This is a genomic window from Lentzea sp. DG1S-22 (assembly GCF_036321065.1).
GTDB classification, from domain to species: Bacteria; Actinomycetota; Actinomycetes; order Mycobacteriales; family Pseudonocardiaceae; genus Lentzea; species Lentzea jiangxiensis.
Genome location: NZ_CP143276.1, coordinates 8,234,991 through 8,254,899, shown reverse-complemented (window position 1 = coordinate 8,254,899; position 19,909 = coordinate 8,234,991). Strand labels below are relative to the sequence as shown.

The 19,909-nt window shown below is 72.6% G+C and carries 20 protein-coding genes; 13 read left to right on the top strand and 7 right to left on the bottom strand.

Annotation, left to right across the window (positions count from 1 at the left end):
* The first annotated feature begins 17 nt into the window (after nucleotides 1–17).
* The gene (locus tag V1227_RS39365; protein ID WP_329790154.1) at nucleotides 18–461 is read left to right on the top strand and encodes a hypothetical protein; all 444 of its coding nucleotides are present in this window, start codon (nucleotides 18–20) and stop codon (nucleotides 459–461) included.
* 11 nt (nucleotides 462–472) lie between these two features.
* Entirely contained in the window at nucleotides 473–634 is a 162-nt protein-coding gene (locus V1227_RS39360; protein ID WP_329790153.1) for a hypothetical protein, read from the top strand.
* A 62-nt stretch (nucleotides 635–696) separates the two neighbouring features.
* Here V1227_RS39360 and V1227_RS39355 read toward each other — a convergent pair whose 3' ends face one another.
* Entirely contained in the window at nucleotides 697–1,839 is a 1,143-nt protein-coding gene (locus tag V1227_RS39355; RefSeq protein WP_329790152.1) for a carboxylate-amine ligase, read from the bottom strand.
* A 305-nt stretch (nucleotides 1,840–2,144) separates the two neighbouring features.
* Nucleotides 2,145–2,873, bottom strand: coding sequence for a DUF2306 domain-containing protein (locus tag V1227_RS39350; protein ID WP_329790151.1), 729 nt, complete (start codon nucleotides 2,871–2,873; stop codon nucleotides 2,145–2,147).
* A 99-nt stretch (nucleotides 2,874–2,972) separates the two neighbouring features.
* Here V1227_RS39350 and V1227_RS39345 point away from each other — a divergent pair, with 99 nt between their 5' ends.
* On the top strand, nucleotides 2,973–3,743 hold the full coding sequence (locus V1227_RS39345; protein ID WP_329790150.1) for a TetR/AcrR family transcriptional regulator: 771 nt from the start codon (nucleotides 2,973–2,975) through the stop codon (nucleotides 3,741–3,743).
* A gap of 42 nt (nucleotides 3,744–3,785) precedes the next feature.
* Nucleotides 3,786–3,917 carry a hypothetical protein gene (locus tag V1227_RS39340; RefSeq protein ID WP_329790149.1) on the top strand — a complete coding sequence of 44 codons (132 nt, stop codon included), beginning with the start codon at nucleotides 3,786–3,788 and terminating at the stop codon, nucleotides 3,915–3,917.
* A gap of 51 nt (nucleotides 3,918–3,968) precedes the next feature.
* On the opposite strand, the gene V1227_RS39335 is transcribed toward V1227_RS39340, so the two are convergent.
* Complete coding sequence (locus V1227_RS39335) at nucleotides 3,969–5,414, bottom strand: IucA/IucC family C-terminal-domain containing protein (protein ID WP_329790148.1); 1,446 nt, start codon at nucleotides 5,412–5,414, stop codon at nucleotides 3,969–3,971.
* 22 nt (nucleotides 5,415–5,436) lie between these two features.
* On the opposite strand from V1227_RS39335, the gene V1227_RS39330 reads away from it, so the two are divergent.
* Nucleotides 5,437–6,780: an IucA/IucC family protein gene (locus tag V1227_RS39330; protein ID WP_329790147.1), complete on the top strand. Its 1,344-nt coding sequence runs from the start codon at nucleotides 5,437–5,439 to the stop codon at nucleotides 6,778–6,780.
* On the opposite strand, the gene V1227_RS39325 is transcribed toward V1227_RS39330, so the two are convergent.
* Nucleotides 6,770–7,570, bottom strand: coding sequence for a hypothetical protein (locus V1227_RS39325; RefSeq protein ID WP_329790146.1), 801 nt, complete (start codon nucleotides 7,568–7,570; stop codon nucleotides 6,770–6,772). The genes V1227_RS39330 and V1227_RS39325 overlap by 11 nt on opposite strands.
* A 437-nt stretch (nucleotides 7,571–8,007) precedes the next feature.
* Nucleotides 8,008–8,289, bottom strand: coding sequence for a hypothetical protein (locus tag V1227_RS39320; protein WP_236217375.1), 282 nt, complete (start codon nucleotides 8,287–8,289; stop codon nucleotides 8,008–8,010).
* 233 nt (nucleotides 8,290–8,522) lie between these two features.
* Here V1227_RS39320 and V1227_RS39315 point away from each other — a divergent pair, with 233 nt between their 5' ends.
* From V1227_RS39315 to V1227_RS39300, 4 genes are all read left to right on the top strand, one after another.
* The gene (locus V1227_RS39315) at nucleotides 8,523–9,053 is read left to right on the top strand and encodes an NUDIX hydrolase (protein WP_329790145.1); all 531 of its coding nucleotides are present in this window, start codon (nucleotides 8,523–8,525) and stop codon (nucleotides 9,051–9,053) included.
* Nucleotides 9,054–9,124: 71 nt separating this feature from the next.
* Complete coding sequence (locus V1227_RS39310) at nucleotides 9,125–10,096, top strand: D-cysteine desulfhydrase family protein (protein WP_329790144.1); 972 nt, start codon at nucleotides 9,125–9,127, stop codon at nucleotides 10,094–10,096.
* Nucleotides 10,097–10,159: 63 nt separating this feature from the next.
* Nucleotides 10,160–10,792, top strand: a complete 633-nt coding sequence (locus tag V1227_RS39305; RefSeq protein ID WP_236217378.1) for a GTP pyrophosphokinase — start codon at nucleotides 10,160–10,162, stop codon at nucleotides 10,790–10,792.
* A 132-nt stretch (nucleotides 10,793–10,924) separates the two neighbouring features.
* A complete protein-coding gene (locus V1227_RS39300; RefSeq protein WP_329790143.1) occupies nucleotides 10,925–11,593 on the top strand; it encodes a hypothetical protein in 669 nt (222 codons plus the stop codon).
* Here the strand turns inward: V1227_RS39300 and V1227_RS39295 are convergent.
* Nucleotides 11,580–12,401 (bottom strand): MerR family transcriptional regulator, encoded by an 822-nt coding sequence (locus tag V1227_RS39295; RefSeq protein ID WP_329790142.1) that lies wholly within the window; start codon nucleotides 12,399–12,401, stop codon nucleotides 11,580–11,582. The two genes, V1227_RS39300 and V1227_RS39295, sit on opposite strands and share 14 nt — an antisense overlap.
* Before the next feature lie 102 nt (nucleotides 12,402–12,503).
* Between V1227_RS39295 and V1227_RS39290 the strand changes: the two genes are divergently transcribed.
* From V1227_RS39290 to V1227_RS39280, 3 genes are all read left to right on the top strand, one after another.
* A complete protein-coding gene (locus V1227_RS39290; protein ID WP_329790141.1) occupies nucleotides 12,504–13,427 on the top strand; it encodes a sensor histidine kinase in 924 nt (307 codons plus the stop codon).
* Between the two features lie 219 nt (nucleotides 13,428–13,646).
* A complete protein-coding gene (locus V1227_RS39285; protein WP_090104702.1) occupies nucleotides 13,647–13,997 on the top strand; it encodes a DUF742 domain-containing protein in 351 nt (116 codons plus the stop codon).
* A gap of 52 nt (nucleotides 13,998–14,049) precedes the next feature.
* Nucleotides 14,050–14,457 (top strand): LapA family protein, encoded by a 408-nt coding sequence (locus V1227_RS39280; protein WP_329790140.1) that lies wholly within the window; start codon nucleotides 14,050–14,052, stop codon nucleotides 14,455–14,457.
* Here V1227_RS39280 and V1227_RS39275 read toward each other — a convergent pair.
* Nucleotides 14,414–17,029 carry a helix-turn-helix transcriptional regulator gene (locus tag V1227_RS39275; protein ID WP_329790139.1) on the bottom strand — a complete coding sequence of 872 codons (2,616 nt, stop codon included), beginning with the start codon at nucleotides 17,027–17,029 and terminating at the stop codon, nucleotides 14,414–14,416. The genes V1227_RS39280 and V1227_RS39275 overlap by 44 nt on opposite strands.
* A gap of 325 nt (nucleotides 17,030–17,354) precedes the next feature.
* Here V1227_RS39275 and V1227_RS39270 point away from each other — a divergent pair, with 325 nt between their 5' ends.
* Entirely contained in the window at nucleotides 17,355–19,865 is a 2,511-nt protein-coding gene (locus V1227_RS39270) for a helix-turn-helix transcriptional regulator (RefSeq protein WP_329790138.1), read from the top strand.
* Nucleotides 19,866–19,909: the final 44 nt, after the last annotated feature.

Below are 19,909 nucleotides of genomic sequence, written 5' to 3'. Positions count from 1 at the left end.
TAGGAGGAAGCGACACCATGGCGAACTGGCCGGCGCTCAGCCCGACCGAGCAGCAGGAGAAGCTCGCGGAGATCACGCAGGAGATCCTGCCCACCCTGCCGCACGGCTGGGTGCGCCTGGTGGTGCGCGTCAAGATGATCGGCATGCACAGCGAGGCCGACACGGGCGTGAAGATGCCCGACGGCACCGTGCGCGGCTGGTCGTTCACGCCGGACGCGTGGCGGAAGTTCCAGCAGCTGCGCAAGGGCATGTACGCCGAAGGGCTCGGCTCGTGGATCGGCTTCGAGTACGTCCTCGACCCGCCCGGCAGGTACAGCATCACCTACAACCGCGACGAGGCCCCGAAGTTCGACGAAGCGCCGTCGGCGGAGGACTTCGCGACCGAGCAGGACTGGTTCCCGCGGTCCGAGGAGCAGATGCCGGAGTGGTTCCGCCGCGGGCTCGCGGGCGCCGGAGCCTGACTCGACGACCGGTGGGCCTGCCGAACGGGTGCGGGAACACCTGGCGCGCCAACCGTTCGGACCTCGGCGGCGTGGGCCGGTACGCCATCCACGTCACCTCGGTGTCGAAGTGCTCGGCGCTGCCCAACGTCGTGCGCGCGTCGAACACGGTGACCGGCGCGGTCAGGGGCTGACCAACGCGCCGGCCACGCCGTGACCCGATGAGCACCCGGCAGCCCGCGAAGGCCGCCGGGCCTCAGCTCGCGGTGCTCTGCCGCCGCTCGGCGCGGTCGGCGTTGTCGACGTCGACCAGGCTCAGCAACGACTCGACCCGACCGCCGCGGAACGCGGCGCGCTGGCGGTCCGCGCCGCCGCCCTGCGTGTCCAGCAGGTGCAGACCTCGTTGCACGGCAGGCAGGTCGCCGTTCGCCTCGAAGATCGGGGTCAGCCGCCGCACCAGGTCGTCGAGCTGCTGCCGCACGGGCCTCGGCTCGCCGGCCAGCACGTCGAGGACGGTGCCGCGCAGGCCTTCGTTGGCCGCGCTCCAGCACGCCTGGCGCAGCGTCTCCTGGGGAACCGGCTCCGCCTCGACGCCGCGCCCGACGTCGACGACGGCTTGGGCGACCAGAGCGCGCACCAGGGCCGCCAGGAGCACCGCTTCGTCCACGGTCGCCGCGACGTCCGAGACCCGGACCTCGACGGTGGGCAGCTCGGTGGCGGGGCGGACGTCCCAGTAGACCATCGCGCGGTCCAGGGCCGTGCCCGCCGTGATCATGGTGTCGCAGAGCTCCTCGTAGTGCTGCCACGACTCGAAAACCGGTGGTGGCCCGGAAACCGGCCAGCGCGACCAGACCGTCGAACGCCAGCTCGCGAAACCCGTGTCCTCGCCGCCGGAGAACGGCGAGTTCGCGGTCACGGCGGCCAGCACGGGAAGCCAGGGACGCACGTGGTTGCACACCTGCACCGCGGTCTCCCGGTCGGGGACGGCGACGTGCACGTGACAACCGCAGATCAGCTGCTGCTCGGCCAGAGCGCCGAACTCGCGGGCGATGCGCCGGTACCGCAGGCTGTCCGTGACCTCGCCGGTCGCCTCACCGAGCGGAGGGGCCCCGACGGCGACGGCACGGCACCCGGCCATCCGAGCGGCCTGCGCGACCAGGCGACGGGTGGCCAGGAGCTCCTGCCGGGCCTGCTCGACGTCGCGGCAGATCGACGTGTTGATCTCCACCTGCGCGCCGGTCAGCTCGTGCTCGAGCTCCAGACCGAGCTTCTCGCGCGCGATGGTGACGACCTCGTCCGCCAGGTTCGCCGGCGCACCCGTTTCCGGGTCCACCAGGAGGAACTCCTCCTCCACACCTACCGTCGGACTCCACGCGTCCTTCGAGGGCGCCTTTTCCACGTCTCACCGTCCTGCTCGGGGCGCCGACACGCCGCGGATGTTCGGGGAACCGCCGAGTACCCGTTCAGCGCAAGGAGAAACGCCGTTTCCGTCCCGATCCGGTAGCCGCCTGATCACTCTCAGGCGTTCTGCCACCACGTACCTGGAGCTGTCCGAGACCGGCGGGAGCGCCCACAAGTTCTACGAGGTGGTCGTCGACGGCCTGCTGCGACGCCGATTCAGTCCTGAGTGGACATCCACGGTGGAGGGCGGGCGGCCGAGATCCCGCTTGCCCTACACCGGCGTACGCCTCCCGGTGACGCAGGTCAGCCGGTCACCAGGCGCACCCCCGCCGCCGCACCACGGGGCGCCGCCCGGCGGGCACCCGGCTTGCGGCGCTCCAGGACCCAGTCCGTGAGCAGCAGCAGGAGCAGGGGGCTGAGCCAGACGCCGATGCTCGTCGCGGTGTTGCGCATCAACACCTCGTTGCCGCCGAACGCCGTGTCCACCTGAGGCGTGAGCACGATCAAGGCCGGGACGTTGATGACACGGCTCAGCGCGATCGACATGGCGAGCGCGAAGCTGCGCGACATCCACCTGCGGTGCTCGTCGTAGCGGCGCCTGCGGGCCATCCAGAGCCCGGTGGCCGTGGTCACCACCCACAGCGCCGACCCCACGAGGTTGGCCACCAGCACCGACGGGCCCGCCGTCGTGTGCCAGCCGACGTAGAGGCCGAGCACGCCCGCCGGCAACGCGCCGGCGTAGACGTAGACGCGGCCGGTGATGCGGTGCCCGGTCCGGTGGCGTGCGCGGAACGCCGGCCAGACCTGGAAGCAGGCGGTCGCCATGGCGACGGTGCCGCAGAGGACGTGCGCGACCAGCAGCGGGTAGTAGAGGTCGTTGCCCGGCGGCGGTTCCAGCCGCGAGTGGGCCGGGTCGAAGGCCAGGTAGGGCGGCACGGAGAACGCCAGGAACGCCGCGACCACCATCATCAGCGGCGCGATCCAGGGGCGGCGCCACCAGGTCTTCCGGCGGGGCGGGGCAGTCGAGGTCATGGGAGTCCGTTCGTCGCGAAGAAACTACGTACACCATACATAGAAACGTATGACGTACGTAGTTTTATGATGGCATCCGGCCGACGAACGGGATGGCGGATGACGGCACGGCAAGAGAAGGACCCCGACCTGCAACGGAGCCTCGCGCTGCTGTGGGCGGGACGACGCAGGGGCAGCCGGGGACCCCGGCCCAAGCTCAGCGTCGAGCAGATCGCGCAGGCCGCCGTGCGGGTCGCGGACGCCGACGGGCTGGAGGCGCTGTCGATGCAGCGCGTCGCCGCCGAACTCGGCTTTTCCACGATGTCGCTCTACAACCACGTTCCCGGAAAGGACCTGCTGCTGGAGGTGGCCGCCGACGTCGCGGCGGGCCCGCCTCCCGACCTCGCCGGCGCCGAGGACTTCCGGCAGGCGGTCCGGCTCTGGGCCGGCGCGCTGTGGGCCGGTCTCCGGAGCCGCCCCTGGCTGCTGCGCGTCCCGCTCGACCACGCGCCTGTGGGCCCCAACCAGCTCGCGTGGCTCGACCGCCTGCTCCGCCCGCTGCTGGCGGCCGGACTGGTGGGCGGCGAGGCCAGGAGCGCGGCCCTGCACCTCACCGCCGTCGTGCGCGGCACGGCGCAGATCAGCCTCAGCACGAGCAGCGAGCGCAAACGCGCGGACGGACTCCCGCACGCCGGTCTCACGCACGCCGTCACCGAGTTCCTCGACGAGGAGGAATACCCGGCGCTGACGGCGGTGCACGCCGCCGAAACCGGCGATCAGCAGGGCCCGGACGGGGACGGGCTGCCGTTCGAGCTGGGCTTCGGCGTGGACCGGTTCCTCGACGGCATCGAGGACTGGGTGGCCGCGCGCTCGCGCCCGAGCTCCGGCTGAACGGACCGGCCGCGCTCCGACCGGCCACTGTGGACGACGTTCGTGACGGAGATCGCCGGCGTGCTGGACGACTGGGACGACCGCGTGTCCCCCGCCACGCGCACAGCCGCCGAGGCAGAACGAGCTCGGCACCGCGTGCTGTGGGAGAGCGCCCACCACGTCCACCCGGGCTGACCGCCCGTGCTGCCGGAGGACGCCGAGGTGTCGCCGTCGCCGCGCCTGTGGTCAGCCCCTGTGCAGCGGGTTCGGGCAGTCGACGTACCGGCTCGCCGCCCCCTCCGCGCGCGTCCAGCGCAGCAGCAGGTTCGCCTTGGCGGGCACGAACCGGTTCTCCAGCAACGACAAGACCTGCTCGGCTCCGTGCTCCCGCGCGTAGGCGACGAACACGGCGCGCGCCTCGGCCCACACGTCCAGTCCCGGGTGCCGGTCCAGCACCGCGCCGGCGATCTCGACGAGGTGGTTGACGACCAGGCAGTACTGCAGCCGCTCCCAGCCCTTCGCCTCGGTGACGCCGCGCGCGGAACCGGGACCGTCCATCGAGGACAGCAGCGCGGCGTGCCGCGGCAGCAGGCGCATGCCCTCGGGATCGCGGTGGATCGCCTGCACCGGCACGCCCGAGGCGTCGACGCCCACCAGGACGTTCTGCAGGTGGCACTCCATCACGACGCCGTGCGCGAAGAACGCGTGCAGCACCGGGGGAACGACGACCGACACGTACCGGCGGAACCAGTGCAGCGCCGCCCCGGCGTCCAGGCCGTCCAGCGGGTTGCCCTCGAAGCCCTCGCTGATCCCGGCCGCCAGCAACGGGGTGGCGCCGGGCAGCAGGTGCCGGCGCAGGCCGTCGCGCACCACGACGGCCAGACCCTCGAACTCCTCCGGCGACGTCCGGTAGCCGCGGTCGAGAAGGAAGGCCGTTCCCGGGAACACCGAGGCGATGTCGTCGAACACCGGCTTGAGGAGCGCCGCGAGCGGCGGGATCCAGCGCAGGTCGTGCGCCCACAGCCGCCGCACGTCGTTGGTGATCCGCACGTCCAGGCTGAACTTGTGGAACAGGTCGGCCGCCGGGTCGTAGACCGTGCGCACCGACGACGTCGGCCACACCTCGTGGCCCGCGGCGTTGCCCTCCCTGCCCAGCAACGCCAGCTGCCACGGGTGCGCGGGCAGGACACCGGCGGGCAGCGGCACCTCGCCGTCGTCGACGAACTCGCCCTCCAGGCGTGCCAGGGAGAAGGTGGCGTGCACCTCCGGCGAGTACGGCAGCCACTGCGACGGGGGCAGGCCGCCGCGGCCCTTCGGCGCGGGGTGGTAGCGGTGGCCCGCGACCAGCGCCTGTTCGGAGCGCCGGTAGAGGTCGGCGGGCGGGGCGGCGGGGCGGGCGTCGAGGATGGCGGCGACGGCCGACCGCGACGCCGCGATCTCGTCGAAGAAGCCGACCGGAGGGTCTCCGAGCTCCTCGGCGACGAGCACGGCGAGCTCGTGCCACGGCAGCGGCTGCCACGATCCGGTGAACACCTCGGGGTCCGACAGCCAGCGCCCCTCCCGCGCCCGCAGCACGACGCCGGTGCGGGGCAGCCGCAGCGTGCCGTCCGGACCCCGTTCCCCGACCTCGCGGCGCAGGCAGTTGAGCAGCGCCGTCGACGTGACGCCGTCGGGATCAGTGATCGCTTCCACCGGTGTCCGCTTCCCTCGGGCGATGTGTCAGGATCAGATCATTCTGACGCACACACCGGTCGAGTCCGAGTTCCTCGCCGCTCTGGGTGAAAGCCGCGCCGAAAGGTTCACCGCGGCGTTGCCCGGCGCCCGTGCGGCCGTACTCGCGCGCCTGCGCCGAGCCCTGGCCGTCGAGCCGTTGCCGCAGGTCAGCGTCGATCCGTCCGCGTACGAGCACCCCGTCGACCTCCTCACCGCGCTGCGCTGGCCGGGCTCTGAGAGCCTCGTCACGGAGGTCGCCCACAGCGTGGCGGGACTGGCCCTGTCGCGCACGACGAGCCCGCTCACGACCCCGTTCGCGGACAGGTCGCTGGAGGAGCACGAGCAGAGCGTCGTCGACGGCCACCCGTTGCACCCGTGCTGCCGCAACCGCACCGGTTTCACCGCCCTCGACCACCTCGCGTACGGCCCCGAGCACCGCCCGGTCGTCCGGCTCCGGCTGCACCCGGCGGCGAACCACGTGGTGTTCGGCGACTGGCCCGACGAGCTGCGCGACGGCGAGCGGATCCTGCTGCCCGTGCACCCCTGGCAGGCGGACCGGCTCGGCGTGCGCAGCGCGGGCACCCTGGACGCGAGCCCGCTCATGGCGTTGCGCACGCTGTCGGCCGGTGCCTGGCACGTCAAGACGACGCTGAGCGCCCAGATCACCTCGGCCGTGCGGGACATCTCCGGCGGCTCGATCGCGACCGCGACGACGGTCTCCGACTTCCTCGGCTCGGTCGTCGAGGGCATCGAGCTGCAGCACAACCGGGCGTCGGCGGCCGTGCTGACCGACGGCGAGCCGGATCGCCGGCTCGGGGTGGTCCTGCGCGACAGGCCCGTCCCGCACGACGGCGAGAACCTCCTGCCCCTGGCCGCGCTGGGCGCCTGGCGGATCCCCGACCCGGTCGGGTGGTTCAGGGAGTTCGCCGAGCTGACCGTGCCGCCGCTGATGACGTTGCTGGCGCGCGGTGTCGCGTTGGAGGCGCACGAGCAGAACCTGCTGATCGGCCTCGTGAACGGCAGGCCGCACCGGGTGGTCTACCGCGACCTGGCCGACATCCGCGTCAGCCCGCGCGCCGGGCTGCCCACGCGGCTGCACGCGAGTCCGGAGGCGTTGCGCGCCAAGACGTTCGCCACGTTCTTCGCCACGGCGCTGACCGGGTTGATCGGCACCCTCGACGCTCCGGACGCCGAGCTCTGGGACGTGGTGGCCCAAGTCCTGCCGGACACTCCGGACCGGCACGCGTTGCTGCACGACCCGTTGCCCGCCAAGCCCCTCACGCTGATGCGGATCGACCCCGGCACGACGGCCTGGGCGCACCTGCCGAACCCGTTCAGGAGCTGAACAGCTCCTCGCGGTGCCGCCACGCCAGCGACAGCAGCGCGGCACCGGCGGCCTGCGTCGGTTCGTGGTGCACGAAGCGCTCGACGTTCGCGGCGGTGAACGGGAGCCCGCGCAACACCTGTCCCTCTTCGTTGTGCGGCACCAGGTCCCCGAACAGCTCGTCGAACCGGGAAGCCTCGATCACCGCGACGGTGAGCAGGTCGGTCGCGAACGTCAGCGGGTCCACTCCCGTGCCGAGGTAGAACACCCGTGCCGCCGCCGTCAGCTCCCGGGCGAACGGCCAGGTGCCGTAGTCCACCGAGTGGATCTCCTCCGCGCCCAGCATCTCCTCGGCGAACTCCCGGACCATGCAGTGCCACAACGAGAAGTCGGTCTCGGACGTGCCCTGGAAGACGCCGACCGGCAGCACCTGGAACATCCCGCCCGCGTGCCCGACGCGCTTCGGGTCGCGCCAGTGCAGGAAGAACGTCGCCGCCTCGCCGGACGCCGGGTCGTGCCGCAGGGTGAGCGTGCTGATGGCGACGTTGACCGGTCGTCGCCGCGGATCGCACGGATTCCCCACCGCCGCGCGCAACGGCAGCCCGGGGACCTGCCCCGCGTACTCGTGCGCGCAGGCCTCGCCGACGTCGATGCCGTCGAAGTAGCTGCCGAGCCCGAACGTCAGGTGCCGCCCGGTGAAGCCGAGCAGCCGGTAGGTCTCGCGGTCGGCGAACACCGCGGGCGCGGCGAGCGCGGCCATCGCCTCCGAGTAGCTGCCGAACCCGTCGGGCAGCCCGGACGCGGGCAGCACCGGCAGCTCGGGGACGGTCGCAGCTCCAGCGTGAGCCCGTCGAGCGGGATCGGCTCGGCGGGCATCCAGTCCGGCGACGTGAGCAGCGGCGTGCCCGCGACCCCGGGCACGTCCGGGTACTCGGCGGCGGCCTTCACCGCGAGGGCGTGGCGGTGCTCCAGCAGGTGGGCGCGCACTGCGAGCCACTCGGCAGACGTCGGCATGACGCCATTGTCGGTGCGGCGAACGCGGTGCCGAGCAGAGCGGTGAACTTCCGCATCTGAATCCCCCTCGGATCTGAAATGTGACTTCGACATTCCAGCCGCGGGAAGGGGGTGCGGACATCCGTGGAACGGTACGGAGATTCGCGGGAGCGGGTACGGAGACGGCACGCCGGCGTCCGGAGGAAGCCGGACGACCGGACCGCCCAGGGCCCGGTCTCCGCTGTTGTGAGGGTGTCAGGCCCGCCAGCGCCGTGACGCCTGCACGACTTCGCCGACCGCGCGGGCCAAGCTCCCGTCCGCGTCGACGTGGCTCTCGTAGTGCGCCGGAAGCGGCTGGGCCACCTCGGGCGGCGCCTCGAAGCGGTCGTCGTCCTCCCAGGGCAGCCTGCGCGCCGTCTTCACGAACGCGACCGCCGCGGCCAGCAGCAGCACCCCGAGCACGACGGGCCACAGGACCCGCTCCGCGATCGCGATGGCGAACTGGACCTGGGCCACCACGACGAACACGACGGTCAACCCGACCACCGACCACGGGGCCGATCTACCGTCACGTCTGCGCTTGGCGGCACCGGTTGCCCCCATTGGCGTCACCTCCACCGATGTTGCCGTGGACATCGGCGATTGATCGCACGGAGTTACACCACCAAGCGTACTCCCCGATCGTTTGGTTGCGGACCCTGCCGTTGCGCCCTTCAGCCGACCGGGGACCGCCCCGTGCGCGATTCACCCGGTGGTGTGATCATCGGCGGGTGCCAGCACAGCACGCGGGCGACCCCGCGACCTTCGCCGCCGACGTCCTCGACGAGGGTCCGGCCGAACTCGAGCACGAGCCGGGAGTGGCGTCGAGGCGTGCCGCGAAGACGTCCGCCGGTGGCGCCCTGATCCGCGACTCGCGGGGACGCGTGCTGTTCGTCGTGCCGGGCTACAAGGCCGTGCTGGACATCCCCGGCGGCACGACCGAGGACGACGAGTCGCCGAGAGCGGCGGCCCTGCGCGAGATCCGCGAGGAGCTCGGCCTCACCCTTGCGCTGGGGCCGCTGCTGGTCGTCGACTGGACGCCCCGCAACGGCGTGTGGCGCGACTGCCACCAGTTCGTGTTCGACGGCGGTGTCGTGGACGACGCCGTGGCGTGCGACCCGGAACTGGAGGGCGTGGTGTACCTGGCGCTGGACGAGGCCCGGCCGCGGATCCACCCGTCGCTGCACCGGCGGCTCACCCTCGCCCTCGCCGCGCTGCAGAGCGGTGCCCCGCGGTACGCCGAGTTCGGCCGGGAGGTCTGATGCCGGGGGTCGCCGCCGTCGAGTGGCTCGACCCCGGCGTGCCCCGCCGGCGAGGCGATTAGGCTCGCGGCATGGACCTGAGCGCGTTCCCCCGAGTCGCCCTGGGCAGCTGGCCGACCCCGCTCGACGAGGCCCCCAGGCTCGCGGCCGCCCTCGGCGCGCCCAGGGTCCTGATCAAGCGCGACGACGTCAACGGCCTCGGCGCGGGCGGCAACAAGCTGCGCAAGCTCGAGTTCCTGCTGGGTCAGGCGGTCGAGCAGGGCGCGGACACGATCATCACGTTCGGCGCGCTGCAGACCAACCACGGCCGGCAGACCGCGGCGGCGTGCGCGAAGCTCGGCCTGCGGTGCGAGCTCGTGCTCACGGCCAAGGTGCCGATGAGGGGCGACGCGTACGAGAAGTCCGGCAACGTCGTGCTGGACCACATGTTCGGCGCGAACGTCCACGTCTGCGCCGACGCCGACGAGACCGTGAAGACCTACGAGCGCGTCAACCACGACAGGGCCGTCACACTCCCCGTCGGCGGCTCGAACGGCCTGGGCACCCTCGGCTACGTCAACGCCGCCGCCGAGCTCGTCGGCCAGCTCACCGAGCTCGGCATCGGCACCGCCACCGTCGTCGTGCCGGACGGCAGCGGCGCCACGGCCGCGGGCCTCGCGCTCGGCACCGAACTGCTCGGCTGGCCGGGCACCGTCCACGCCGCGAGCGTCTCGCACCCCGCGGCGGAAGCCGGGCGGGAGCTGCGCGCCCTCGCCGCCGAAGCCGCCGCGCTGCTCGGCGAGCCCGCCCCCGGGCTCGCCGGCGTCACCGTCACCGACGACACCATCGGGCCTGGTTACGGCGTGCCGACGCCGGAGATGTGGAGCGTGCTGAAGCTGTTCGCCGAGACCGAGGGCGTGGTCCTCGACCCGGTGTACACCGGCAAGGCGGCGGTGAAGTTCCGGGAGATCGCGGCGGCGAGCGACGTGCCGGTCGTGTTCCTGCACACGGGTGGCCTTCCCGGTTTCTACGGCTACGCGCCGGAGGCCGTCGCCCAGTTCTGAGCGCGGTGCCGCCGCGCGTGACCGCCTCCGAGCCGTGGCGCGCGTGATCAGTACCCTGGTGTCGTGACCGACTTGGCCGACGACCTGAGCCTGCTGCGCGACCTCGAGCGGCGGCTGCTCGTCCACAAGTTCGCGATCGAGGAGCTGATGACGAAGCTCCGCATCCTCAGCGAGGAGTTCGACTCGGTCCACCGGCACGACCCGATCGAGCACATCACCAACCGGGTGAAGAAGCCCGAGGGCATCCTGGAGAAGCTGCGGCGCAAGGGCTTCCCGCTCGACCTCGACTCGATCGGCGACTGGCTCGACGACATCGCGGGCGTGCGGGTGATCTGCCCGTTCGTCTCGGACGTCTACCGGGTCAAGGAGATGCTGGCGCGGCAGCACGACGTGGAGATCCTGCGCACCAAGGACTACATCGCCTCGCCGAAGCCGAACGGCTACCGCAGTCTTCACCTGATCGTGCGAATTCCGGTGTTCCTGTCGAACCGCGTCGAGCACGTGAAGGTCGAGGTGCAGCTGCGCACCATCGCGATGGACTTCTGGGCCACGCTCGAGCACAAGCTGTTCTACAAGTACGACGACAACCCGCCGGCGGACTTCGTGGGCGAGCTGATGTCGACGGCGATGATCGCGGCGCAGCTCGACGACCGGATGGAGTCGCTGCACCGCCGCATCCACCGGGACGACGTGTGAGAACCGTCCTGCCGCTGTGCGCGGCGGGTTCGTCACCACGTTCGGCGCCCACAGCGTCGCCTCCGGGCTGGGTTTCCTGCAGAAGAACCTGCTCGCACTCGGCCTGCTGCCGGCGGGCTGCTCGCGTTCGCGGTGGCGTCCAGCGCGTTCGTGCTCGTCGGCAACGTCGCCGTGGCCCGCTTCGGCCAGGGCGTGGCCGCGGCGGCGCTATCCCCCGCCGCCAGCCCGCTCCTGGGCGGCGTGCTGATCCACCTCGGCGACTTCGACCTGTTGTTCCTCACGATGGCCGCGCTCGCCGCCGTCGTCGCCGGGTGCCTCGCGGTTCCGGAGCTCGAACCCCTTCCACGCCAACGGCAAACCGTCCGCGGCCTCGTGAAGCGCCTGTCCCGCAGCGACTTCCTGAGGCCCACCGCGGCTCTCGCCGCGTCCACCGCGGCGCTGGTGCAGCCGAGGATCGGCAAGGCCCTGAACGCGGGCCGCGTCTCGACGCGCGCGGGCACGCGAGCGGGCCTCCTGGCCGCGGCGGGGTTCGTCGCGGCGGTGGTCCCGGGGCTCGCCGGCGCGCTCGTCGCGGCCGTCCTCGTCGGAGCGGGCTCGGGAGCCGTGGCACCACTGGCGTTCGCGGCGCTCGCCCGGTCCACTCCGGAGGAACGGACGGGTCAGACGATGGGCAGCGCCGAGGTCGGCCGCGAGCTCGGTGACGCGGGCGGCCCGCTCCTGGTGGGCGGGCTCGCCGTCGTCGCCTCGCTGCCGGTCGGCCTGCTCGGGCTGGCCGCCGTCATCGCCCTCACGGCTTGGTGATCTCCAGCTGCAGCTCGGTCACCCAGTCCGACGGGTCGCCCACGCCGTAGTTCAGGTACACCTCGCGGGCGAACCCGTTCTGCCTGTACCCGTGCGCCTCGATCCACGCCGCGACGGCCTGGTACGACGTGTCGACGTCGTCCATCGTCCCCCGGTGCACGATGGTCGCCGCCCCGGCCAGCGCCGGCAGGTCCACGACCTCGAAGTCGTGGCCCGGCGAGGGTTCGACGGCCACCTCGACTCCGGCGTGCACGACGACCTCGTCGCCCCCGGCGGGTTCGTAGGTCGCGATCCCGCAGCCCGACGACTCGACGCCGGCACGCTCCAGCCGTGCGAAGAGCTGCGGGTACAGCGGCTGGATCACCGGGCCGACGTCCTCGGGCCCGTAGGACGCGGCGGTCGCCGTCAGCCGGGCGACGCGGACGGCGGGGACGGGTTTCACAACGATGTCGTCGGTCGGCATGGCGCCTTCCCTCTCGATGGCGCGGAGACGTGCCTCGACCCGGCGCAGCCGGGACTCGTCGGCGATGATCTGCTGCCTGAGCTCGGCACGCCGCAACGACAACATGCCGTGCAGCTGCTCGACGGACAGCTCGTCGTCGAGCACCACGCGGACCTGGTCGAGCGTGAGTCCGAGGTCCTTCAGCGCGACCAGGCGGTTGAGCCGTTGCAGCTGGGCGGCGGTGTAGAAGCGGTAGCCGCTGGACGGGTCGACGTGCGCCGGCGGCAGCAACCCGACCGCGTCGTAGTGGCGCAGCATCCGCACCGACACGCGCCCCAGGTGGGCGAAGTCTCCGATGGTGAACATGACTGCTCCTGTGTAGGGGCTGACACGGTGTGAGGGTCAAGAAGTGATGGGTTTGAACAACGCCCGGGGAGCGCATCCTGGGATGTTGACGAGAGGTGGCACATGACGTTCGCACATCCGGCGCTGTTCTACTCCGACGAGGATTCCTACATCGACGGGACCGTGCCGTTCGTCGTGGAAGGTCTCGTCGGCGCCGAGCCCGTCGCGGTGGCGGTCCCCAGCAGGAAACTCCAGCTGCTCAGGGAGGCGCTGAGCGGGTTCGCCCACCTCGTCACGTTCATCGACCTGGCCGAGACGGGCCGCAACCCCGGCCGGATCATCCCGGACCTCCGCTCGTTCGCCGACCGGCACCGCGGAGCCGTCCGGATCATCAGCGAACCCGTGTGGGACCTGCGCACCGAGGTCGAGTACCCGGCCTGCGCGCTGCACGAGGCGCTCGTCAACTACGCGTTCAGCGGCCGCGACCTCAGCATCCTGTGCCCGTACGACACCTCGGCGCTCAGCCACGACGTGCTGGCCGACGCCGAGAAGACGCACCCGGTCGTGATCGACGCGGGCGGCCACCGCCCCAGCGACCACTTCCACCCGGCACGGGTGGTCGTCGCGGCGCACTCGCTGCCGCTGCAGATCCCGGCGGACGCGGTGAGCACCTCGGCCGAGGCGGGGGCGATGGCGGCGGTCCGGGCGTTCGCGCGCGAGCAGGCAGTGCAGCTCGGTCTGGCACCGGAGCGCCTCGACGACTTCGCGCTCGCGGTCACCGAGCTCGCGACGAACAGCGTCCGGCACGGCGGGGGCGAGAGCACGGTCCGCGTGTGGGCGGAAAGCAGGAGTATTGTTTGCCAAGTCAACGACAACGGTCACATCACCGATGTTCTGGCCGGACGCACTCCTGTTCACGCAAACGAACCAGGCGGTCGCGGTCTGTTGCTTGTCAACCGTTTGGCGGACCTCGTGCGCACCCAAACGACGCCGTCGGGCACCGCAATCCAGGTCAGATTCGATCTGGGTGACAAAAAGACAACGTGATCGACATACATTTGGGCGACTTCGTTATAGCTTGGGCACGTGCACGACGAGGGAGCGACGGAAATCGGTTACACGGGAGCCCGATTCGGGTCTCCCGCGACCCGCAGACGGCTGCGCGCGGACGAAAGCAGTGGAAACTTCAACGGCGCCGAGACGCAACAACTGCCCCTTCAGCAACCGTTGCGCCAACGCCCACCGGAACCGCCGCCGGAGTGGCCGATGCAGGAAGAAGAACCCCACGTCCCCGCGCGGGACAGCTCGCTCATCCGCCCCTACGCCCGCACCGGCGGCCGGACGGCGGCCCGCCACGACCTGCGCCTGGAGACGCTGCTCTCGACCGACGAGGAGCGGCTGCACCGGGCGACGAACGACCAGGCGGCGATGATGCGGCTGTGCCTGCAGCCCCGGTCGGTCGCCGAGATCTCGGCGCTGATGAAGATCCCGCTGGGCGTCACGAGGGTGCTGCTGAGCGACCTGATCACGCTGAACCTGGTCGCCGTGCACGAGCCGGGCGACAAGCCGAACATGGCGTTGCTCGAACGCGTGCTGTCCGGCCTGCGGAGGTTGTAGGCCACCCGTTCGCCAACGCGCGCCGTCAGGCGGGGTCGCCGATAATTCTCCCGTGGCGACCTCCAGCGACGAGACCCCGAAGACGCCGGTCACGGAACCGATCCCGGCCGCACCGCCGTCCGCCCTCGATCCCGCTCCTGCTCCCGCCCCGGCGGCCGCGGCGAAGAAGCCGCGGCCGACCCGGACCAGCGGCACCTGGATCGCCGTGCTGATCGCGATCGTCGTGCTGATCTTCCTGCTGGTGTTCATCCTGCAGAACGGCGGGAACACGACGATCCACTTCCTGTGGGGCCAGTTCAGCCTGCCCCTCGGGGTGGCGCTGCTGTTCGGCGCGATCGGTGGCGCGGTGCTGGTCGCGGTGGTCGGAGCGGCCCGGATCCTGCAGCTGCGCCGGCAGGCCAAGCGGGCCACGACCCCTACTGGTCCCTCGACCTCATCACCAGCTCGACGCGAGAGCTGATCCCGAGCTTGCGGAAGATCTTGCGCAGGTGGAAGTTCACCGTGTGCGGTGACATGAACAGCTGCGTGGAGATCTGCCGGTTCGTCTGACCCTTCGCCACCAGGTTCGCGATCGCCCGTTCGGTGTCGTCCAGGCCGGACCACCCGGACGCGGGCCGTGCCGGTGCCGCCCTGCGACGCCGGCCGAGCTTGCGCAACCGTCCCAGCACGCGGGCGCTGTCGCGGGACGCGCCGATCTCCCGGTACAGCCCGAGCGCGTTCTCCAGCGCCTTCACCGACTCCGCGCGGTCCTCGGGCCCGCCAGCGAGCAGCACGCCGAGGTCTTCGGCCGCGTTTGCCCGCGCCCACAGGTCGCGGTGCTGCTGCGAGGCCAGCTCCAGCAGCTCCGCGTCGCCGTCGACCAGGCCGCGCGCGTGCAGCGCGGCCGCCGCGACCGCCGGGTGGTCCCCGGCGAGGCGTTCCACCCGGTCCACCACGGCCCGCGCGAGCCGCTCGTCCCCCGCTTCCAGGGCACGGCGCACGAACCACCCGGCCGCACGGGGTTCCTCCGCGAACAGCCCCGACGCCACGAGCCCCGGGTACTCCCCGGTGAGCAGCGCCATCGCCTCGTCCAGCCCGGATCCGACGTAGGTGACCAGCACGTCGGCCCACTGGTAGTAGGCGCGGGAGAACACGAGCCCGTCGACCGCGGCCCGCCCGCGGTAGCGCTCGACGTGCTCGACCGCGGCCGGCAGGTCGCCGGTGTGGACGGCGACCATCGCGAGCACGGCCAGCGCGGGCGCCACGAGCGTCTCGTGACCGGTCTCCTCCGCCACGGCCAGCGCGGCGCGCGCCTCGATCGACGCCTCCTCGATCCGCCCTGCCTGCAACAGGATCCGCGCCTGCACGACCGAGGTCATGGTCTGCCTGGTGACCACGGCGGACGGTCCGCTGCGCACCCGCCGCACCACGCCGTCGGCTTCGGCGAACTCGCGCAGCCCCGAGAGCAGGGTCGCGAGCAGCAGCTGCGGGTAGGCGCTCAGGTCGTGGGACGTACCGGACCGCGCGGCCTCGCGGGCCAGTTCCAGTGCGGCGCCGGGCTGTCCCGCGTCGCGCGCGATCGCCGCCAGCACCGCGAGAGCCGTGGCCAGCACGTCGTCCGGTGAGCCCTGGTGGGTGCGCACGACGGACTCGGCGAGCTCCTCCGCCCGGCGCCGGTCGTGGCCGAGCAGCGCCATCATCCTGGTGATCTCCACCCATCCCACGAGTTCCGGGCGCAGGTCGGGCTCCCGCAGCAACGCCTCGGAGATCTCCACGGACTCGGCGTGCCGCGCGGTCAGCAGCGTCGTCGTCGCGACGCAGTGCCGCAGCTTGGCCGCGGCGTCTGGGGCGACCTGGTGCGACAACGCCTCCTGCGCGAGCGCCTGCGCCGCCGCGAGCTTCCCGGCCGCGGTCAGCGCGCGCACCGCGATCACCGTGCGGTGCAGCAGCGAAGCAGACGCTTGGTCGGTGAGTTCCAGCGCCCGCACGGCGAGCTCCGCCGCGGCCTCCGGTGCGTTCCACAGCAGGGCTTTCGCCGCCGAGACCAGTCCGTCGATCGACCGCACGTCACCGCGCTGCGCGCCGTGCAGCAGGTGCTTCGCCGCGACGACGGCGGAGTCCCCGCGCGCCAGCAGCATCTCGCCCGCCTCGCGGTGCAGCGCGCGGCGCACGGGCGGCGGCACGGAGTCGGCGACGAGCCGCCAGAGGATCTCGTGCCGGAACGCCAGTCTGTCCTCGAGCGACATCACGACGCCCGCGCCGACGACCTCGTCCAGTGCGGGCAGCAGGGTCGCGGTGCTCGACGCCAGCATCTCCGCCACGTCACCGGGTTCGAAGCGCTGGCCGAGCACCGAGGCGACCTGCAGCAGGTGCCTCGCCGTGCCGCTGAGCGATCCGACGAGGTCGCCCAGCAACGCCTCGGTGCGCCGCGGCAGGCGGTCGGTGCGCAGGGAGGCGTTGCCCGCGTCGAGCTCCAGCTGGCCGTCGCGCTCCAGCGCGTCGAAGAGACCGATCAGCGCGGCGGGGTTGCCCCCGGCGGTGGACGCGAGGGCGCGCAGGTCGTGGTCGGGCACGCCGCCGGCGAGGTCGGTGACGAGCTCCACGACCTCCTGCTCCGGCAACGGCCGCAGGTCGATCCGCACCGCTCCGCGCTGCGCGGCGGCGGCGAAGAGGCGGTCCGCGCCCTCACCGCGGCGGCGCGCGAGCAGCCACACCACCTTGACGTCGCCGGAGGCGGGCAGCAACGCGCGCAGGGCGGCCAGGGTGCCCGGCTCGGCCAGGTGGAGGTCGTCGAGCACCACGAGCGTCGGGCCGTCCGGTTCCCGTTCCGCCAGGCGTGCCAGGAGGAACGGCTGGTCGAGCTCGTCCTGGGCCGTCGCGACGTGGAACCCGCGGCGTGCGGCGACGGCGGCGACCTCGGCCAGCAGGCGCGTCTTGCCGGTGCCCGCGGCCCCGTCGACCAGCACCACGCCGGTGCCCGCGTCCAGCACACCGTTCAGGAGCTCCCGTTCTCCCTCACGGCCGCGGAACACCCCGTCACGATTCCCGAACACCATTTTTCCTTTCGCTCCGCGGCGGCGGAGAACAAGCGTCGCAATACCACAGCGACCGGCGCCCCGACCAGCCCCGAAGTGCCCCCTCTGGACCGTTGGGATGACCGCCGCGCACCGCCGCCCGGCTGCCGCTACCCATTCGGGTAGTTGCCCGCGGGATCATACGTGCAGCCCTCCTGTTGAGACGCCGTGCGGCGGAAGAACCTTTACCCGGTCAAGTGGCGCACTTTCTCCTAGCATCATTTCCGCTGATCTTTCAGCGGCGGATTGTGGAGAGATCTTGGAAAACCGGCTGAAAGCCTGGTGTGCCGGAATCAGCGATCAGGTGACGCCGGGCACGACGACCGTCGTGGAAGGCGCTCCCGGCACGGGCAAGACGGCGGTGCTGGACGACCTCGCCGCCCGCTGGGAGTCCGCCGGCGGACGGGTCGTGCGGGCGCGGGGCAGCGCACTGGAGGGCGACCTGCCGTTCGGGGTCGTGGCCCAGCTCTTCGACCTGGTCGACCCGGATCTCGTTCCCGCGGAGGCGATCGGCGCACTGAGCCTCACCGCCGGCTCCGCCGGCTTCCCGGTGCTGCACGGCGTCTACCGGCTGGCCGCCGCTCTCGCCGGGCAAGGGGATCTGCTGGTCGTCGTGGACGACGCCCACTGGGCGGACGCGGCTTCGCTGCGGTGGCTCGCCTACCTGACGCTGAGGGTGCGGCGGCTGCCGATCGCCGTCGTGCTGGCCGTGGGGCTGGGCGAGCGCTGCGACGACCCCTCGTACGGCGAGATCATGGCCGCGTGCCGGCGCGTGACGCTGACCAGCCTGACGCGGGACGAGACAGGCCGTCTCGTCTCGGACGCCCTGGGAACCGCGGCACCCGAGTTCGTGACGGCCTGCTTCGACGCGACCGGCGGCAACCCGCTCGCGGTGACGCGCCTGCTCACCGCGCTGGCGGAGGACGAGGTGCCGCCGGCCGCCGAGGCCACGTGGCGGGTCGTCCAGCGCGGCGCAGAGGTGGCCGGCGAGATCGTGGCTGCCCGGTTGCGCCGCCGCCCGCCCTCGGTCGTGACCGCGGCGCAGTGCCTCGCCGTGCTCGGCCCGTCCCCGCACCCCGGCGTGCTGGCCGAGCTCGCGGGGTTGAGCCCGGTCGAGCTGGCCGGCGCCGTCCGGACCGCCGAGCTGCTCGGCCTGACCGGGCCCGCCGTCCTCGACGACATGCCCGCCGGCGCACGGGCGGAGCTGCACCTCCGGGCGGCGCGGTGCCTGCGGGAGCACGGGGCGGCGGACCACGCCGTGGCCGAGCACCTGCTGGAGACCGCGCCGGGCCTGGAACCGTGGGCGGGCGAGGTGCTCGACCGGACCGCGCAGGAGGCGGTGACCTGGGGCGACACCGCCGGTGCCGCACGACTGCTGTGGCGGGCGTTGCGCGAACCGGTCGCGAACCCGTCCCGGGCGCTGCGGCTGCTGGGGATCGCCGAGCTGGTCGGCAACCTGCCCGGTGCCACGGCCCGGCTGCGCGAGGCCTTCCAGTCCGATGTGGACGACGCGGACTCGGCGGTGGCCCTGTCCTACGCCCTGCACGCCGACGGCACCCCGGCCGAGATCCTCCCGGTGCTGTCGGGCGGTTCCCCCTGGGCCGCGGCGCACCTGGTCGTGCACGGACTGGTGTGGCGGGAGGCCGTGCCGTCGTCGGTGCCGCTCGACACCCCGGCGGGCGTGCTGCACCACGTCATGGTCGGGGACATCGGCGCGGCGCAGGCGGTCGCGCTCGTGTCGACCTCGGACGTGCTGTCCGCGCTCACGTCCGCGATGACGCTGAACCTCGCCGACTCCCTGGACGAAGCGCTGGCCGTGCTGGACGAGGTCGACCGCGCGCAGGCACCGGCGTTGCGCGCGCTGACGAACGTGATGCGCGCGAACGTCCAGCGCCGCATGGGAGATCTCGTCTCCGCCCGCGCCGACCTCGCCGTGGCGGCCGGCCACCTGCGCCAGGACCGGCGCTGGCACGCGGTGACGACCTGGCACGCCGCGCTGCTGGCCGACATCCTGCTGGAGGAGGGCCGCCTGGACGAGGCCGCCGAGGTGATCGCGGAGGCCACGACGGACGAGGCGCGGCGCACCTGGTCGTTCGGCGGCGTGCTGACCGTGCGCGGCCGCATGCTGACCGCCCGGGGTGACGACCACGAGGCCCTGGAAGCCTTCCTGGCCGCCGAACGGCACTGCGCCGCCTGGCCGTACCGCAACCCGGCGGCGCTGGCGTGGCGTTCGGGCGCCGCCGTCGCGTGCGCCGCGATGGGCGACGGTGAACGGGCCCGCGAGCTCGCCCGGGAGGAGGTCGACCTGGCCCGGGCCTGGGGCGCTCCCAGGGCGCTGGGTATGGCGTTGCGCGCGGCCGGCCGGGTGACCGCGGGTGCCGCCGGACGCAGCCTGCTCGAAGAGGCCGTGCGGGTGCTGCGCGGCTCCCCCGCCCGCCTGGAGCTGGCGCGTGCGTTGGTGGACCTCGGCGTGGTGCTGCGACGGCAGGGCGAGACCTCCGGCGCGCGCACCTGCCTGCGCGACGCGTTGGACTTGGCCCAGAAGTGCGGCTCCACCGCGATGGCCGCCCGCGCGTACTCCGAACTGGTGGCGACGAGCGCCGGACCTCGGCGGATGCGCCAGACCGGGCCGACCGCGCTCACCCCGACGGAGCACCGGGTGGCGGAACTGGCGGCACGCGGCCGTTCCGACGGGGAGATCGCATCCACGCTGCTCATGCCCGCGGACTCCGTCGAGGGGGTGCTGTCCGGCATCTACCGCAAGCTGGGCGTCTCCGGCCGTTCGCAGCTGTCCGATGCTCTGTTCGTGGACTAGTTCGGACCCGTTCGGCCGATGGTTGGCGTTGCGGCGTTCGGCCT

Coding starts and splice junctions, on each gene's coding strand:
- V1227_RS39365 (WP_329790154.1), top strand. CDS start 18: ATGGCGAACTGGCCGGCGCTCAGCCCGACCGAGCAGCAGGAGAAGCTC.
- V1227_RS39350 (WP_329790151.1), bottom strand. CDS start 2,873: ATGACCTCGACTGCCCCGCCCCGCCGGAAGACCTGGTGGCGCCGCCCC.
- V1227_RS39345 (WP_329790150.1), top strand. CDS start 2,973: ATGACGGCACGGCAAGAGAAGGACCCCGACCTGCAACGGAGCCTCGCG.
- V1227_RS39330 (WP_329790147.1), top strand. CDS start 5,437: ATGTGTCAGGATCAGATCATTCTGACGCACACACCGGTCGAGTCCGAG.
- V1227_RS39310 (WP_329790144.1), top strand. CDS start 9,125: ATGGACCTGAGCGCGTTCCCCCGAGTCGCCCTGGGCAGCTGGCCGACC.
- V1227_RS39295 (WP_329790142.1), bottom strand. CDS start 12,401: ATGTTCACCATCGGAGACTTCGCCCACCTGGGGCGCGTGTCGGTGCGG.
- V1227_RS39290 (WP_329790141.1), top strand. CDS start 12,504: ATGACGTTCGCACATCCGGCGCTGTTCTACTCCGACGAGGATTCCTAC.
- V1227_RS39285 (WP_090104702.1), top strand. CDS start 13,647: ATGCAGGAAGAAGAACCCCACGTCCCCGCGCGGGACAGCTCGCTCATC.